Origin of the sequence: Chromohalobacter sp. 11-W (genome assembly GCF_029889905.1) — a bacterium.
Classification (GTDB): domain Bacteria; phylum Pseudomonadota; class Gammaproteobacteria; order Pseudomonadales; family Halomonadaceae; genus Chromohalobacter.
The window spans coordinates 151153-165987 of the sequence record NZ_JARANZ010000008.1 but is presented as its reverse complement, the minus strand read 5'-3'; the positions used below and the strand labels follow the sequence as shown (position 1 = coordinate 165987).

At 60.8% G+C, this 14835-nt stretch carries 14 protein-coding genes; 6 read left to right on the top strand and 8 right to left on the bottom strand.

The features are described from left to right. Positions 1–73 precede the first annotated feature (73 nt). Entirely contained in the window at positions 74–1126 is a 1053-nt protein-coding gene (locus OP494_RS12860) for a class I fructose-bisphosphate aldolase (protein ID WP_247640222.1), read from the bottom strand. A gap of 196 nt (positions 1127–1322) precedes the next feature. Here OP494_RS12860 and OP494_RS12855 point away from each other — a divergent pair, with 196 nt between their 5' ends. The 5 genes from OP494_RS12855 to fba all read left to right on the top strand — a co-directional run bounded on the left by OP494_RS12855 (position 1323) and on the right by fba (position 5995). After that, entirely contained in the window at positions 1323–1688 is a 366-nt protein-coding gene (locus OP494_RS12855; protein WP_280541267.1) for a CidA/LrgA family protein, read from the top strand. Then, positions 1681–2409, top strand: coding sequence for an LrgB family protein (locus OP494_RS12850; RefSeq protein ID WP_280541266.1), 729 nt, complete (start codon positions 1681–1683; stop codon positions 2407–2409). Before OP494_RS12855 ends, OP494_RS12850 begins: the two co-directional genes overlap by 8 nt. A gap of 138 nt (positions 2410–2547) precedes the next feature. After that, on the top strand, positions 2548–3639 hold the full coding sequence (locus tag OP494_RS12845) for a glyceraldehyde 3-phosphate dehydrogenase NAD-binding domain-containing protein (RefSeq protein WP_280541264.1): 1092 nt from the start codon (positions 2548–2550) through the stop codon (positions 3637–3639). Between the two features lie 11 nt (positions 3640–3650). After that, positions 3651–4814: a phosphoglycerate kinase gene (locus OP494_RS12840; protein WP_247620711.1), complete on the top strand. Its 1164-nt coding sequence runs from the start codon at positions 3651–3653 to the stop codon at positions 4812–4814. Between the two features lie 116 nt (positions 4815–4930). After that, positions 4931–5995: a class II fructose-bisphosphate aldolase gene (gene fba / locus OP494_RS12835; protein WP_280541261.1), complete on the top strand. Its 1065-nt coding sequence runs from the start codon at positions 4931–4933 to the stop codon at positions 5993–5995. Positions 5996–6059: 64 nt separating this feature from the next. On the opposite strand, the gene OP494_RS12830 is transcribed toward fba, so the two are convergent. The 7 genes from OP494_RS12830 to OP494_RS12800 all read right to left on the bottom strand — a co-directional run bounded on the left by OP494_RS12830 (position 6060) and on the right by OP494_RS12800 (position 13471). Continuing rightward, entirely contained in the window at positions 6060–7010 is a 951-nt protein-coding gene (locus OP494_RS12830) for a D-ribose ABC transporter substrate-binding protein (RefSeq protein WP_280541259.1), read from the bottom strand. A gap of 24 nt (positions 7011–7034) precedes the next feature. Further along, the gene (locus OP494_RS12825) at positions 7035–8186 is read right to left on the bottom strand and encodes an ABC transporter permease (RefSeq protein ID WP_246923697.1); all 1152 of its coding nucleotides are present in this window, start codon (positions 8184–8186) and stop codon (positions 7035–7037) included. A 27-nt stretch (positions 8187–8213) separates the two neighbouring features. Then, on the bottom strand, positions 8214–9761 hold the full coding sequence (locus OP494_RS12820) for a sugar ABC transporter ATP-binding protein (RefSeq protein ID WP_280541257.1): 1548 nt from the start codon (positions 9759–9761) through the stop codon (positions 8214–8216). 17 nt (positions 9762–9778) lie between these two features. Beyond that, positions 9779–10510, bottom strand: a complete 732-nt coding sequence (locus OP494_RS12815; RefSeq protein WP_277811314.1) for a DUF2291 domain-containing protein — start codon at positions 10508–10510, stop codon at positions 9779–9781. A gap of 7 nt (positions 10511–10517) precedes the next feature. After that, positions 10518–11618 (bottom strand): alcohol dehydrogenase catalytic domain-containing protein, encoded by a 1101-nt coding sequence (locus tag OP494_RS12810; RefSeq protein ID WP_280541255.1) that lies wholly within the window; start codon positions 11616–11618, stop codon positions 10518–10520. A 286-nt stretch (positions 11619–11904) separates the two neighbouring features. Next, positions 11905–12885 (bottom strand): sugar-binding transcriptional regulator, encoded by a 981-nt coding sequence (locus OP494_RS12805; RefSeq protein WP_246923708.1) that lies wholly within the window; start codon positions 12883–12885, stop codon positions 11905–11907. A 91-nt stretch (positions 12886–12976) separates the two neighbouring features. Then, positions 12977–13471, bottom strand: coding sequence for an RpiB/LacA/LacB family sugar-phosphate isomerase (locus OP494_RS12800; protein ID WP_246923712.1), 495 nt, complete (start codon positions 13469–13471; stop codon positions 12977–12979). Between the two features lie 371 nt (positions 13472–13842). Here OP494_RS12800 and OP494_RS12795 point away from each other — a divergent pair, with 371 nt between their 5' ends. Then, on the top strand, positions 13843–14835 hold the full coding sequence (locus OP494_RS12795; protein ID WP_277811318.1) for a dihydroxyacetone kinase subunit DhaK: 993 nt from the start codon (positions 13843–13845) through the stop codon (positions 14833–14835).

The following is a 14835-nucleotide window of genomic DNA, read 5'->3' as shown; positions in this document are numbered from 1 at the left end:
GCTATGTACGAAAAATCGGCAAGACGACCCGGCAAGGCCGAGTCGTCATTTAGCGTCACTGGATCGCCTTGGGTCAGGCGAGGGTGACCTCGGAGGAGAGGTAGACGTCCTGAATGGCGTTGAGCAGTTCGACGCCTTCGTTCATCGGCTTCTGGAACGCCTTGCGTCCGGAAATCAGGCCCATGCCGCCGGCGCGCTTGTTGATCACCGCCGTGCGCACGGCTTCACCCAGGTCGGAATGGCCCTTGGAGCCACCACCGGAATTGATCAGCCCGGCGCGTCCCATGAAGCAGTTCGCCACTTGGTAGCGAGCCAGGTCCACGGGGTTGTCGCTGGTTAGCTCGTCGTAGACCTTATCGTGGGTATGTCCAAAACCGACGGCACGATAGCCACCGTTGTTCTCCGGTAGCTTCTGTTTGACGATGTCCGCCTTGAGCGTCGCCGCCATGTGGATCGCCTGGCCGGTCAAATCCGAGGCGACGTGATAATCCGTGCCCTCGTGCTTGAACGCCGGATTGCGCAGGTAGGACCACAACACGGTCACCATGCCCAACTCATGGGCGCGCTCGAAGGCCTCGCTGATCTCCTGAATCTGGCGCCGACTCTCGGGCGAGCCGAAATAGATGGTTGCCCCCACCGCCACGCAGCCCATGTCGTGCGCCTGTTCGACCTGCGCGAACAGCGTCTGATCAAATATCGCCGGATAGGTCAGCGTCTCATTGTGGTTGAGCTTGAGCATGAAGGGAATCTTGTGCGCATAACGGCGCGCCACCGAGGACAGCACACCCAGCGTCGAGGCCACGCCGTTGCAGCCCCCTTCGATAGCCAACTCGACGATGTTCTTGGGATCGAAGTAACGCGGATTGGGCGCGAACGACGCCCCGGCAGAGTGCTCGATGCCCTGATCGACCGGCAGGAAGCTCAGATAGCCGGTCCCCGCCAAGCGGCCATGATTGTAAAGCGTCTGCATGTTGCGCAGCACGTGCGGGCTGCGGTCGTTTTCCGACATCACCCGATCGATGAAATCCGGCCCCGGCAGGTATAAATCTTCCTTGCGAAACGTCTGGCATTGGTGCTCCAGCAGTGTTTCCGCCTCAGCCCCCAAGAGCCTTGCGATATCGGTCATGTAGTTTCCTCCCTGTCATCCAAGCCTGGCTATGCGCACGGCGTGGCAGCCGACGTCGATCGTCAGGCTGGCACATGCTTGTGGAGCATAGCAATTCACGCCCGCCACGTAAGCGTCAATGTCGCGTCCGGCATCCGCCGCGTGCTCTGGTATGATGCGCATCAATCTCCGGCACACTCATGCAAGGGCCATCCGCATGCTGTCCATCCTACGGGGTTTTCTGATCCTGACGGCGTTTTTGATGCTCGGCGACATCGCCGTCGAGCTGTTCGCACTCCCGCTCTCCAGCGGGGTGGCCGGTATGTTATTGCTCACCCTTTGGCTGTTGCTGCGCCGCCGCTTGAGCCACGACCTCGGCGCCGCCAGCCAACCGTTGATCGGTATGCTGGCGCTGCTCATCATGCCAGGCGTCGTTGGCATCTTCTTCCAGGCCGACGAATTCAGCGGCCAATGGCTGACCATCTTCATCGCTCTGATCCTGGGCACGCTGCTCAGCTCGTTAACCACGCTGTGGCTGATGCAACGTCTGGTTGCCACGCTCCGGGAGCGACCGCATGAGTGAGCTTTTACTCCGCCTGGAAGGTCTGGTCCACACGCTCCCGCAACGCCCCGAAACCGCCATCGTGCTCACTCTGGCGGCCTATTTCGCAGGCCTGCGACTTTTTAGCTGGTTGCGCTCGCCCGCCTGGTGTCCCCCCATTCTGCTCGCCGCCTGCCTGCTGGCCGGCTTGCTGGCGCTTTTACCGCTCGACTACATCGAGTACCGCCGGGGTGTCGGCTGGCTGACCTGGCTGCTGGGTCCGGCCACCGTGGCGCTGGGCGTGCCGCTCTATCAGCAGGTGCATCACATTCGAACACTGTGGAAACCCATCGTGCTGACCTTGCCACCCGCCGCCATGCTCGCGGCCGGTTACGCGATGGGCATCGCCTGGCTGCTAGATGCAACGCCGACGGTGCTGGCCTCGCTGGCGCCCAAGTCGGTGACCGCGCCCATCGCCATGGGCATCGTCGAGGAGCTGCGGGGCTCGGTCTCGCTGTTGATGGGCGCCTTGCTGATCACCGGGGTGATGGCCACGCTCAGCATCACGCTGTTGGCGCGCTGGGGAAACATCCACGATCAGCGCGTCATCGGCTTCGCGCTGGGCATCAACGGCCACGCCATCGGCACCGTGCGTGCCTTCGATATCGGCCCCACCGCCGGCGCCTTCGCCTCGCTGGGCATGAGCCTGACCGGCGTATTCACTGCGCTATGGCTGCCATTGATGTGGCATTTCGTGGGTTAGACCTCGCCTGCGGTGGCATGAACTCCCTAGCTGAATCGTGTCATGTCATGCCCACGTCACGCGGTCTTGGGCAAGCAGGGCGTAACTGCGCTAACATCGGCGTTTCACTGTCGAAGCGGGGCTCCCGAGCGTCTGTCCATGTCCTATCGCATCGCCATCAATGGTTACGGCCGTATCGGCCAATGTGTCCTGCGAGCCCTCACCGAGCGCCATGCTACTGACCTGGTCGTCGTAGCCATCAACGAGCTTTCCGATCTCGATACCATCGCCTACCTGACGCGCTACGACACCACCCATGGGCGCTTTCCTGGCCAGGTAGAAACCCGCGACGGTGCGCTGGTCACCGACGGCCATGCCATCCGCGTGCTGTCCGAGTCCGACCCCTCGCGCCTCCCCTGGGCGGAGCTTGGCATCGACCTGGTGCTGGAATGCTCGGGTAGCTTCAAGGACCGCGCCACCGCCGAGCGGCATATCGCCGCCGGCGCCCAACGGCTGCTGTTCTCGCAGCCCGCCGAGGCCGATGTCGACGCTACCATCGTGCATGGCATCAACGACGCCGAGCTGCGTGCCGACATGCGCATCGTCTCCGCCGCGTCCTGCACCACCAACTGTCTGGTGCCGCTGTTGACGGTGATCGACGAGGCCCTGGGGCTCGAGCATGGCGTGACCACCACCATTCACTCGGCGATGAACGACCAACCGGTGATCGATGCCTACCACAAGACCGATCTACGCCTGACGCGCTCGGCCATGCATTCGATCATCCCCGTGGACACCGGCTTGGCCCGTGGCATCGAACGCCTCATGCCACATCTGGCCGGGCGCTTCGAGTGCCTGCACGTGCGCGTGCCGACCATCAACGTCTCGGCCATGGACATGGCGCTCTCGGTGCGCGAGGCCACCTCGGCCGAGCAGGTCAATGCGCTGTTGCAGGCCGCCAGCCACGAGCGCCTCAACGGCCTGCTCGGCCATACCCAAGAACCGGTGACGTCGGTCGACTTCAACCACGATCCGCGCTCGGGTATCGTGGACGCCACCCAGACCCGCGTGGCCGGCAGCCATCTGATCAAGATGCTGTGCTGGTTCGACAACGAGTGGGGCTTCGCCAACCGCATGCTCGACGTGGCGACGCACTGGCTGGCACTCGCCGCCCAGAACGCTCCCGCTTCGACGACGTGCACCGCGCCCTCGACCTCCTCGTTGTCGTCTGACATCCCTTCACCCAAGTGAGGAACACGCCCATGAACGTGCGCAAGATGACCGATCTGGATCTCGCCGGAAAACGTGTACTGATTCGTGAAGACCTCAACGTGCCCATCAAGGGCGACCAAGTCACCAGCGACGCGCGCCTGCGCGCCTGCCTGCCGACCATCCAGGCCGCGCTAGATGCCGGCGCTCGGGTGATGCTGATGAGCCACCTGGGCCGCCCCACCGAAGGCGAGCCCGCCGATGAATTCTCGCTCGCCCCGGTGGCGACGCACCTCGGCAAGCTGCTGGGCCGCGAGGTACGCCTGGAAAAGGACTATCTCGACGGCAGCGTCGATATCGCCGAGGGTGAGGTGGTGCTGCTCGAGAACGTGCGCTACAACACCGGCGAGAAGAAGGACGACGAGGCACTGGCCAAGACCTACGCCGCGCTCTGCGATGTCTACGTGATGGACGCTTTCGGTACCGCGCATCGCGCCCAGGCCTCGACCCACGGCGTGGCGCGATACGCACCCACCGCCTGTGCGGGCCCCTTGCTGGCAGGCGAACTCGACGCGCTGGAAAAGGCGCTGGCCACGCCGGCACGCCCGATGCTGGCCATCGTCGGTGGCTCCAAGGTATCCACCAAGCTCGACGTGCTCACCGCACTGTCCGAAAAGTGCGACCAGTTGATCGTCGGCGGCGGCATCGCCAACACCTTCATCGCCGCCGCGGGCTACAACGTCGGCAAGTCGCTGCATGAAGCGGACCTGGTCGATCAAGCCAAGGCCTTCATGGCCAAGGTCGATATTCCACTGCCTTCCGACGTAGTGGTCGCCACCGAATTCTCCGAGCAGGCCGAGGCCAAAGTGAAGCCGGTCGACCAGCTCAACGACGATGACATGATCCTCGACATCGGCCCGGATACCGCCAAGCGCTTCGCCGCGCTGCTCGAAAACGCCGGCACCATCCTATGGAACGGCCCCGTCGGCGTGTTCGAGATCGACCAGTTCGGCAAGGGCACCGAGACGCTCTCGCGTGCCATCGCCGCCAGTTCGGCGTTCTCGATCGCCGGTGGCGGCGACACCCTGGCGGCCATCGACAAGTACGGCGTTGCCGATGACGTCTCCTACATTTCCACCGGCGGCGGCGCCTTCCTCGAATACGTGGAAGGCAAGCAACTCCCCGCCGTGGCGGCGCTCGAAGCCGCCTCCCGATAGGCCTGACTCACTACGGCACGACTTATAACTACGAATTATAACTAACTACTCAAGCCACTACGTCACGATCGGCGGCCTGCGGGCCGCCTTGTACTTCTAGAGGAATCACACTCCCCATGGCTCTGATCAGCCTGCGTCAACTGCTCGACCACGCCGCCGAACACGCCTACGGCGTTCCCGCGTTCAACGTCAACAACCTGGAACAGATGCGTGCCATCATGGAGGCCGCCGACCGCACCGACTCGCCGGTGATCGTCCAGGCCTCCGCGGGCGCCCGCAAATACGCCGGCGCGCCCTTCCTGCGTCATCTGATCCAGGCCGCCGTGGAAGAATTTCCACATATCCCGGTGGTCATGCACCAGGACCATGGCACCAGCCCCGGCGTGTGCCAGCGCTCCATCCAGCTCGGCTTCTCGTCGGTGATGATGGACGGCTCGCTCAAGGAAGACGGCAAGACCCCCGCCGACTACGCCTATAACGTCGACGTCACCCGTCGCGCGGTGGAAATGGCGCACGCCTGTGGCGTCTCGGTGGAAGGCGAGCTGGGTTGCCTGGGCTCGCTGGAAACCGGCCAGGCCGGCGAGGAAGACGGCGTCGGCGCCGAAGGCACGCTGGATCACAGCCAGCTGCTGACCGACCCGGAAGAGGCCGCACAGTTCGTCGCCGCCACCCAGGTCGACGCCCTGGCCATCGCCATCGGCACCAGCCACGGCGCCTACAAGTTCACGCGGCCGCCGACCGGCGACATTCTCTCCATCCAGCGCATCAAGGAGATCCACGCGCGTATCCCCGACACGCACCTGGTGATGCATGGCTCAAGCTCTGTACCGCAGGAATGGCTGGAGACCATCAACGCTCACGGTGGCGAGATTCCCGAGACCTATGGCGTCCCGGTCGAGGAAATCGTCGAAGGCATCAAGCACGGCGTGCGCAAGGTCAACATCGACACCGACCTGCGCTTGGCGTCCACCGGTGCGGTACGTCGTTTCCTGGCCGAGAACCCCAGCGAATTCGATCCGCGCAAGTTCCTCAAGGAAAGCGTCACCGCCATGCGCGATGTGTGCATCCAGCGCTTCGAAGCTTTCGGCACCGCCGGCCAGGCCAGCAAGATCGCCCCGCTCAACCTCGAACGCATGTTCGAGCGTTACGCAAGCGGCGAGTTGAAGCCGCAGGTCTCGTAAGGCCTATCGAGACCGGGAGAGACTTGAGAGCGCCACTGGCGCTCTCAAGCGATTCAGGCAAGGATTACTGCTTAAGCACGAACGGGTCGGTATATTGATCGGCGTTGTCCGCGGTGATGAGGAAGCAGTCGAAGAGCTTCTTCTCGCCGTCGATGCCGGTATCACCGTTCTTGATGTATTTATCCGCCATACGCACCGCCATTTCAGAGAAGATGGCCACCGGCTGCAGTACGGTATATTCCATCTCACCGGCTTTTACCGCCTCGACCGCGTCGGGCGAACCATCGAAGCCCCCCACGACGACATCATCGAGCTTACCGGCCTCCTTCAAGGCTGAGATCGCGCCCAGCGCCATCTCGTCGTTACCGCTGATCACGCCATCGATGTCGGGGTTGGCCTGCAACATGCTCTGCGTCTTGTTGAAGCCCTGGGTTCTATCCCAGTTGGCGACATCGACGCCGACCCGCTCGAGGCCGGGATATTGGCTGAGCACGGTTTCGTAGCCGTTGGAACGGGTGGCGGCGTTATTATCCGAAGGCGCACCCTTGAGTTCCACGTAGCTTGCCGAATCGCCGACGCTCTTGATCCACTGCTGTGCCCCAAGCGCCGCACCCTGGGCGTTGTTCGAGACGAGCTGCGCCTGGGCCAGCCCCTTCTCGTTGATTTCGGCGTTGATGATAAACACCGGGATACCCGCATCGACGGCCTTGCGTACCGCCCCAATAGAGCCATCGGCATTGGCTGGGTCGAGAATGATGGCCTCTGCCTGATTGGTGATCGCCGTATCGATCTGATTGCTCTCGGTGTTGGTGTCTCCTTTGTGCGAGTTCACGTTGGCCTCATACCCCAATTCTTCGGCCGTCTCTCGGGCGATCTTACCCTCAGTAAACCAGTAGGGGTTGGAGGTGTCGTTGACGATAATGGAGATACGTCCTTCGTCCTGAGCCGCGACCCCACCCGCGAAGAGCGGCGCGCTCACGGCCAGTGCAGCTATCAGCAGGCGTTTTCCTTTCATGAACATAATCGACCACCTTTACTCTTATGATTGTGTACCGGCTTTACCGGCAGTACTTCCCGAGGCCGGCGAACGCTCAACGGCGCTCTCCGGTTGCGGCGAAGTCGTCTTGCCATCGGAAGAGGCTTGCTGCTTCTTCCGACCGCTGTATTGAATGCTGTTGAGCAAGACCGCGAGAATGATGACGGCCCCGGTGAACACGGTCTGCCAGTAGGAAGAAACCCCGATGATGACCAGACCATCGGAGAGGAACCCGATCACGAAGGCCCCCAGCAAAGTGCCGCGCACATTGCCGCGGCCACCGGTGAGTGCCGCACCGCCGATGACGACACCGGCAATCGCGGTCAATTCATAGGTCGTCCCGGCCGTCGGCCCTGCCGACGTCAGCTGGGATGACAGCACCAACCCGGCGATGGCCGCGCAAATGCCTGATAGCACATACACCAGCACTTGCACGCGTTTGACCGGTACGCCCGAAAGCTCTGCGGCACGGGCGTTACCGCCGGTGGAATACACCCAACGCCCAAACGGCGTGCGCGCCAGCAGCAGGATGCAGGCGATCGCCACGGCCGCCAAAATCAGGACACCGACCGGAACCCCGAACAATCGATTGAAGCCCAACCAGTCGAATCCGGTGTTACCCAGCTCAGGGCTACCGCCCAGATTGTTATAGGTCAGGCCGTTGGTCATCAGTAGGGCGACGCCTCTGGCCACGTACAAGAGCCCCAGGGTCGCCACGAAGGCGGGCACCTTGAAATATGCGATGAGCACACCGTTGATGGCACCGACCAGAGCGCCCAGTCCACACGTCAGAATGACCACGACCCATACGGGGGGATAGAACACGACGCCCAGTATTTCGAAAGACACGCCTTGCATCAGAAAGCCTGCGAAGACACCTGCCAGGCCAAGCGTCGAGCCCACGGAAAGGTCGATGCCGCCCGTCAGGATGACCAACAGCATCCCGAGCGATAGCAACCCGAAGATGGCGACGTGAGACGACATGGTCAGGAAATTACTGGTCGAGAAATAGACAGGGGAAAGAATCGAGAAAATGACAATGATCGCGATCAAGGCGAAGAACGCACGCCCCTCCAGAAGCATGCGCTTTATATCGAAATCGCCGCCGAATAGCTTGCCTCTCTCATTGTCGTTATCTTGGCTGACATCAGACATTGTGATTATCTCCGCTTTATAAGTGGATCAAGCGACCACGGCCTCGCCCGAGGCAGCCATAATCTCTTCTTTGTTGGCATCGGCACCGAATTCGGCCGCAATCCGGCCACGGCTCATGACGACGATACGATGGGCAATACTCAGGCATTCGCCGACTTCCGAGGTCGAGAACACCACGGCCAGGCCCTGTTGCGCCGCCCCCTCACTCAGCAGCCTGAAGACCTCGGCCTTGGCACCGATATCGATACCTCGGCTGGGTTCATCGAGCAGCACGACCCGGGGATGCGTCGCCATCATCTTGCCAATCACGACTTTCTGCTGGTTGCCCCCGGATAACGACCCGATGGAGGCTGCAGAGCCGTCAGTCTTAATGTGGACATTGCTGATCGATTCCCGCACCACGTGACGCTCACGCCCACGCGATGTCAGTAGCCCTTTGGTAAAGGCACCGATGCTGGCAAGCGACAGGTTTTCGCCCACCGACATCGTCTGTACCAGGCCATCGCGCTGGCGGTCCTCCGGCACCAACACCAGGCCTTTTTCGATACGCTCCGCGATACTCAGCCGCGAGATGTCCTCACCATGCAGCAGGACTCGGCCCGCACTCATACCGCCACGTCCTGCCACGCTTTCAAGCAGTTCGGTGCGGCCCGCCCCCATCAACCCATAGATGCAGACGATCTCGCCGGCACGTACGCTCAACGACACGTCATCGACCACGGCGCGTCCGGGCACCGATACATCGGGAATGGTGATGCCCTCGATCGACAGCACGGCATCCCCCATCGCGTACCCGTCCGGCGGGGAACCAAGATCGAAGTTCTCTCCCACCATGTTGCGTACGATCCACTCGAGATCGATCTCCTGACGCGCGGCATAGGCCGTCATCCGACCATCGCGCAATACCACAGCATGGTCGGTAATGGTCAGGGCTTCCTCGAGATGGTGGGAGATATATACGAGTGAAACACCACGGCTTTTCAGGTCACGAATCACGCGAAACAGCACCTCGACTTCCGAGGCGCTCAATGCCGAAGTCGGCTCATCCATGATCAAAATGCGCGAATTGACGGATAACGCACGGGCAATCTCGACGATCTGCTGCTGCCCGAGACGCAGATCTTCCACAGGCGTGAGTGGATCGATGGGTTCATCCAGTTCTTCCATGAGTTGGCGCGTCTGACGCGCCTCCTCCGCATAATCGACGCCGCCCTTGCCGACGATTTCACGGCCCATGAAGACGTTATCGCGGACGCTCAAATTGGGCGCCAAGCTAAGCTCCTGGTGAATGATCGATATCCCCTGGCGCTGCGCCTCCGTGGTCGAAGAGAAGCGAACCGGCTCGCCTTCGAGAACGATTTCCCCCGAGGATGGCTGCATGACACCCGAGAGAATTTTCATTAACGTCGATTTTCCCGCGCCATTCTCACCGAAAAGCGTCGTCACTTGCCCGTAGTGAACATCGAAATTCACGGCCTTCAACGCATGAACATTACCGAATGACTTGGCGATATTACGCGCCGACAGGATCACCTTTCCTAGCGTCCCTTCTTGACTGGTTGCATGTTCGTTCATCGCATCAAGCCTCCGGCTCATTCCACGCTAAAGTCGACCGGCGTCACGAGCCAGTTATTCGGATTGATCAACTGGAACACACCCGTCACCGTCACGGTCTTGCCTTGCAGGCCTTGTGTATCGATATCCGATAGCACCTGGGCCTTCATGGCATCGTTCAGAGCGGCGCCCGCATTCTGATATTCGATCTGATTCTTGAATTGACCGAACTCGATTTCTCCAGTGGCATCCCGCAGGTCGGTACCATTGATGGCCGGACCGGTCTGAACCCGTACCACGAGGTCATCGGGCGCCCCGTCAGCCTTGACCTCATATGTCCCGGACGTGCCGTCTCCCACCACACCGGTAAAGGTGACGGGCATGATCGGCCCGACGCCGCCTGGCACGCCGTATTTTTCCCCCGCCGCGCTCTGGTCGTCGGCAATTGCACTGGAAAGCTGCTCGATATCGACGGCACGCGCCTCGACATCGTCGCGAATCTTGGGAAATTCTTCTTCGGCGAAGCGTGCCATTTTCGCGCCTTCCTGCTCCTCTTCCGCGCCGATCGGCACCACCGTGGTATCCCAGGCCATGACGGCAAGCAGGACGACCGCAACGCCGATCATTACCGCCCTACCGCGCCCTTTTCGCCATCGTTTCGTAGGCATGGCGGCCGTATTTGAAGTCATGATGAAGCGCCCCCTGGCGTCGCTGATGAGTGGTGATAAAGTCCCGCGCCGGATGACGATTGTTGTCGTCACGCAGGACATCGCGACATCACGCCCCGGGCATGAGAATGATCTTGAGTGCGCTGCTGTCGTGCCTCATCAGCTCGATACCCTTGTGGAAATCCGCCAATGGCAGCTTGTGGGTCACCACACCCTCGGTGGGGAAGTCACCGCTCTCGATACCCTCGATCACGTGTGGGTAGCAGTAAGGCCCCAGATGCGAACCCAGCACGTCAAGCTCCTTGCGATCACTGATGATGCTCCAATCGACCGTCACCGGATCCTTGAACACGCTGAACTCCACGAAGCGTCCCAGCTTGCGCAACATCGCCAGCCCCTGCTCCACCGACTTGGGTGCACCGGTCGCTTCGATGTAGATGTCACAGCCATAGCCGTCGGTCATGTCTTTGACGATCTGAACGACATCTTCGTCAGCTGGATTAAGCACCACATCGGCGCCGAATTTCTTGGCCAGTTCCAAGCGTTCACCGTGAAGATCGAGCACCACCAGCTTGGCGGGACCGGACTTCTTGGCCGGGCCGATCATTCCCAGCCCCAGGGTGCCGGCACCGGAGAGCACCACGATATCTCCCAACTGGATTTGCGCTCGCTCCACTGCGTGCATCGAGCAGGAAAACGGCTCGGTGAGCACGATGTTTTCCACCGGCACATCGTCTGGCAGCTTGTGGTTGATGGCTTCCTTGGGAAACTTCATGTACTCGGCCATGCCGCCGTTGACGTTATTCTGGAAGCCATACACGTCGTGCTTCTCGCACATCCAGTACTGGCCGCGATGACAGAAGCGGCAGTCCCAGCACGGCACGATCTGCTCGGAAATGACCCGATCCCCGATCTCGAAACCCGTCGCACCGGGGCCCATCTTGACGACATGCCCGATGAACTCGTGCCCTGGAATCATCGGCGCTTTGATATAGGCAGGCTGTTCCTCGTCGCCCCAGAAACTCGGCGCACCTTCATAAGCCTTGAGGTCACCGGCACAGATGCCACAGGCCTCGACCTTGACCAGAATCTCCTTTTCACCGATACCAGGGACCGCAACGTTTTCCAGTCGATAGTCTTCCGGTGCGTAGGCGACGATGGCACGCATCGTGTCGGGGATGTCGGGGGATGGGGTGGGCGTATCGTTCATGACGGCCTCCATTGAGCTGGCGCTTATTTATCATTTGATCTTTTGTTGCTCAAATGAATTAACGCTTTTCAGTATAGCCAGGTCAATGCAGTCGGCGACCTTTTCGCCTTATACTTTAGGATTGCTTTTTAAGCTGCTGAAAATAATAAACTTTATAGAGGTCCCTGCGAAAGCTAACGCCCGCAGAGTGTAAGGAGAAAAAGAAAGCCTGCACAAAAAAGCCGTTCACATAAACACATTAGTGTTCATATGAACGGCTCTGCACGGCAATCGGCGACACTTTGACTTAGCTCGCCGTTGAGGTGGTCGCCTCATCCAAGCGCAGGATGGTATGGGCGTTGGTCACACTAGTGGCCAAGGTATCGATGACGCCTGTACGCAGTGCCCCCAGGATCCCCGCCGCCTTGGTGTTTTCGCTGGCGATCGCCACCACATCGGGAATCCGCGCCAGATCCGTGATGGTCAAGCCAATGACCCGACCCTGCATGGGCGTTTCCGATGGCCGACCATGCATGTCGATGAAGTCGTACCCCATCATGTCCCCAACGGTACCCGAGAGGCGCGCCTCGGCGATTTCCTGCGGCGTGAACCAGCCCATGCGTACCATGTTGCTGTCCTCACTGAGATCGCCGACGCCGATCATCGCGATATCCGCGCGGCGCGCCCTGTCCAACGTCTGGCGCACGGTAGGGTTTTCATACATCGAATCGCGCAACGCCGGGTTCTGCACCAGCGCCGGGGCATAAAGCGTTTCGCTTTCACCGCCATACTTCACCGCCAGGCGACGACAAATATGGTCGGGGTTCATGTATTCGCCGGCACGCAGCGAGCCGCCAATGGCACACACGAACGAGCATTTGCGCTCGCCTTGCTCGAAGACATTATCGGCCACCGCGCCCACGTTACGCCCCATCCCCACTGCCACGATCGAACCATCGTGCAGCTCGCGCGACAGATGATCGGCCACCAGGCTGGCCACACCGGAACGTTGAACGTCAGGCTCGGTGTGGTCGAGCGCAATCAAGGCGCGCTTGATACCGAAACGCCGGATCAGCGCCTGTTCGAGTTCGGCACTCACCGCCGGGTGCTGGCGCACCCGCACATCGACGATCCCTTCGGCATGCGCGCGTTTTAAAAGCCGGCCCGCCTTGACCCGGGAAATCCCCAGCCGGTTGGCGATCGCCTCCTGGGTTTCGCCCTCCACATAATACAGAGAGGCGATTTCAGTCATCAGCGCGACTTCGGCGCTCTCGACACGTTCACTCATGGCACTAGCCTCATACGATCCGCTTCCCGGTTCCGGTCCACTTCGGGCGACGCGCACAAGATACCACAGCGAACAGGCGTACTCTTAACGATCAGACGTTCGGGGAGTCGCGAAAGGCTTCCTTCTCATACTCGGCAATACGCTCTATCTTGGCGCGCGAGCCGCCACCGCCGAACTCGGTTTCCAGGAATGTCGTCACCACGGCCTTGGCCAGCTCCGGGCCGACCACACGGGCGCCGAGCGTCACGATTTGCGCATCGTTGCTCGAGCGCGCCTTGGCAGCCGAATAAGTGTCATGCGCCTGAGCGGCACGAATCCCGCGCACCTTATTGGCTGAAATCGCTACGCCTATGCCGGTCCCACAGACCAGCACTCCCTGCGCCACCTCTCCCGAGTCGATGGCGCGCGCCACTTTGACCGCCACATCGGGGTACAGCACCGGCTCGGCGTTATAGGTGCCGTAATCGACAGGCTCATATCCCAGAGCGCGAATGTGCTCGATCAGCAAAGCCTTGAGCTCGAATGCGGCTTCGTCGCCGCCCAGTGCGATGCGCTTTGCCGGCGCGCGACCTCTTGAGTCTGACATGTATTGTCTCCCGTGATGATTCCTCCCGCTTGCGATCGGCATGCTGTTACCGTTCGCGCTATGTTCAAAATATCACTAACCGAACATTTGTAAAATTCTTGATCACGAAAAGTCAGGTCAAGCCTCGAACACCCGATAATCCAGCTTCCAAGGAAAGAAATAAAAAAGCTTATATTTCAAATATATATCTTGAAATGACGCTTTCAAGCCTCTTATTCACGACCAAAGTCTCAGGCGCCGACACCGACCATGCCTTGACAGCCTTGGGCCCCAAGCCTAAACATCTGTTCAGTGAAAGATCATTATATAAGCCACCATCCCAGGTGTCGGATCGCCACGCCGTCGGCCACAACGAACAAGAGGAATACGCCATGCAACGCATCATCAATGACCCCGACAACGTCGTAGACGATGCCATCAAAGGTTACTTGCGCGCCTCGCCGAGCTTGTTTGTCGCCACCGACCACCCGCGCGTTCTCAAGTACCCGGACAGCCCCAGCGACAAGGTCGGCATCGTCACCGGTGGCGGTTCCGGCCACGAACCCGCCTTCCTGGGATATATCGGTGAAGGAATGTGTGATGCGGTGGCCATCGGCGAGATATTCTCGTCGCCTACCGCCGATGCATTCCTCGAAGCCTTTCGTGCCGCCCCCCATGAGCAGGGTGTCGCCTGCCTCTACGGCAACTACGCGGGCGACAACATGAACGTGAAGATGGCCAAGCAGATGGCCGAGATGGAAGACATCGAGGTCAAGACGGTGATTGCACGCGACGATGTGGCCTCGGCACCGGCAGCGGAGCGCGACAAGCGGCGCGGCGTGGCCGGCGAGGTGATGATGTGGAAAATCGGCGGCGCGGCAGCGGCCCGCGGCGATAGTCTCGACGAGGTCATTCGCCTGGCGCAAAAAGCCGTCGATGCGTGTTCGAGCATCGGCGTCGGGCTGAGTAGCTGCACCATCCCCGCCAATGGCAAGCCCAACTTTTCGATCGAGCCCGGCCACATGGAGCTCGGCATCGGCCACCACGGCGAACCGGGAATAGAAGTCGCGCCGCTGACCAGTGCCGAGGCCATCGCCACGGCCATGTGCGACCCCGTTCTCGCCGACCAAGACTTCGCCGGCAGCGAGGTGGCGGTGTTGATCTCCGGGCTTGGCGCCACGCCGGTGATGGAACTCAATATCCTCTACGCGCACATCGCCGAACGGCTCGAAGGCGCCGATATTCGCGTGCATCGTACGGACATCGGCAATTACTTCACCTCGCTGGAGATGATGGGCGCCACGCTCACGCTGATGAAGCTCGACGACGAGCTCAAACCGCTACTGGACGCCCCGGCACGCTCGCTGGCCATCACGCAACGCTGA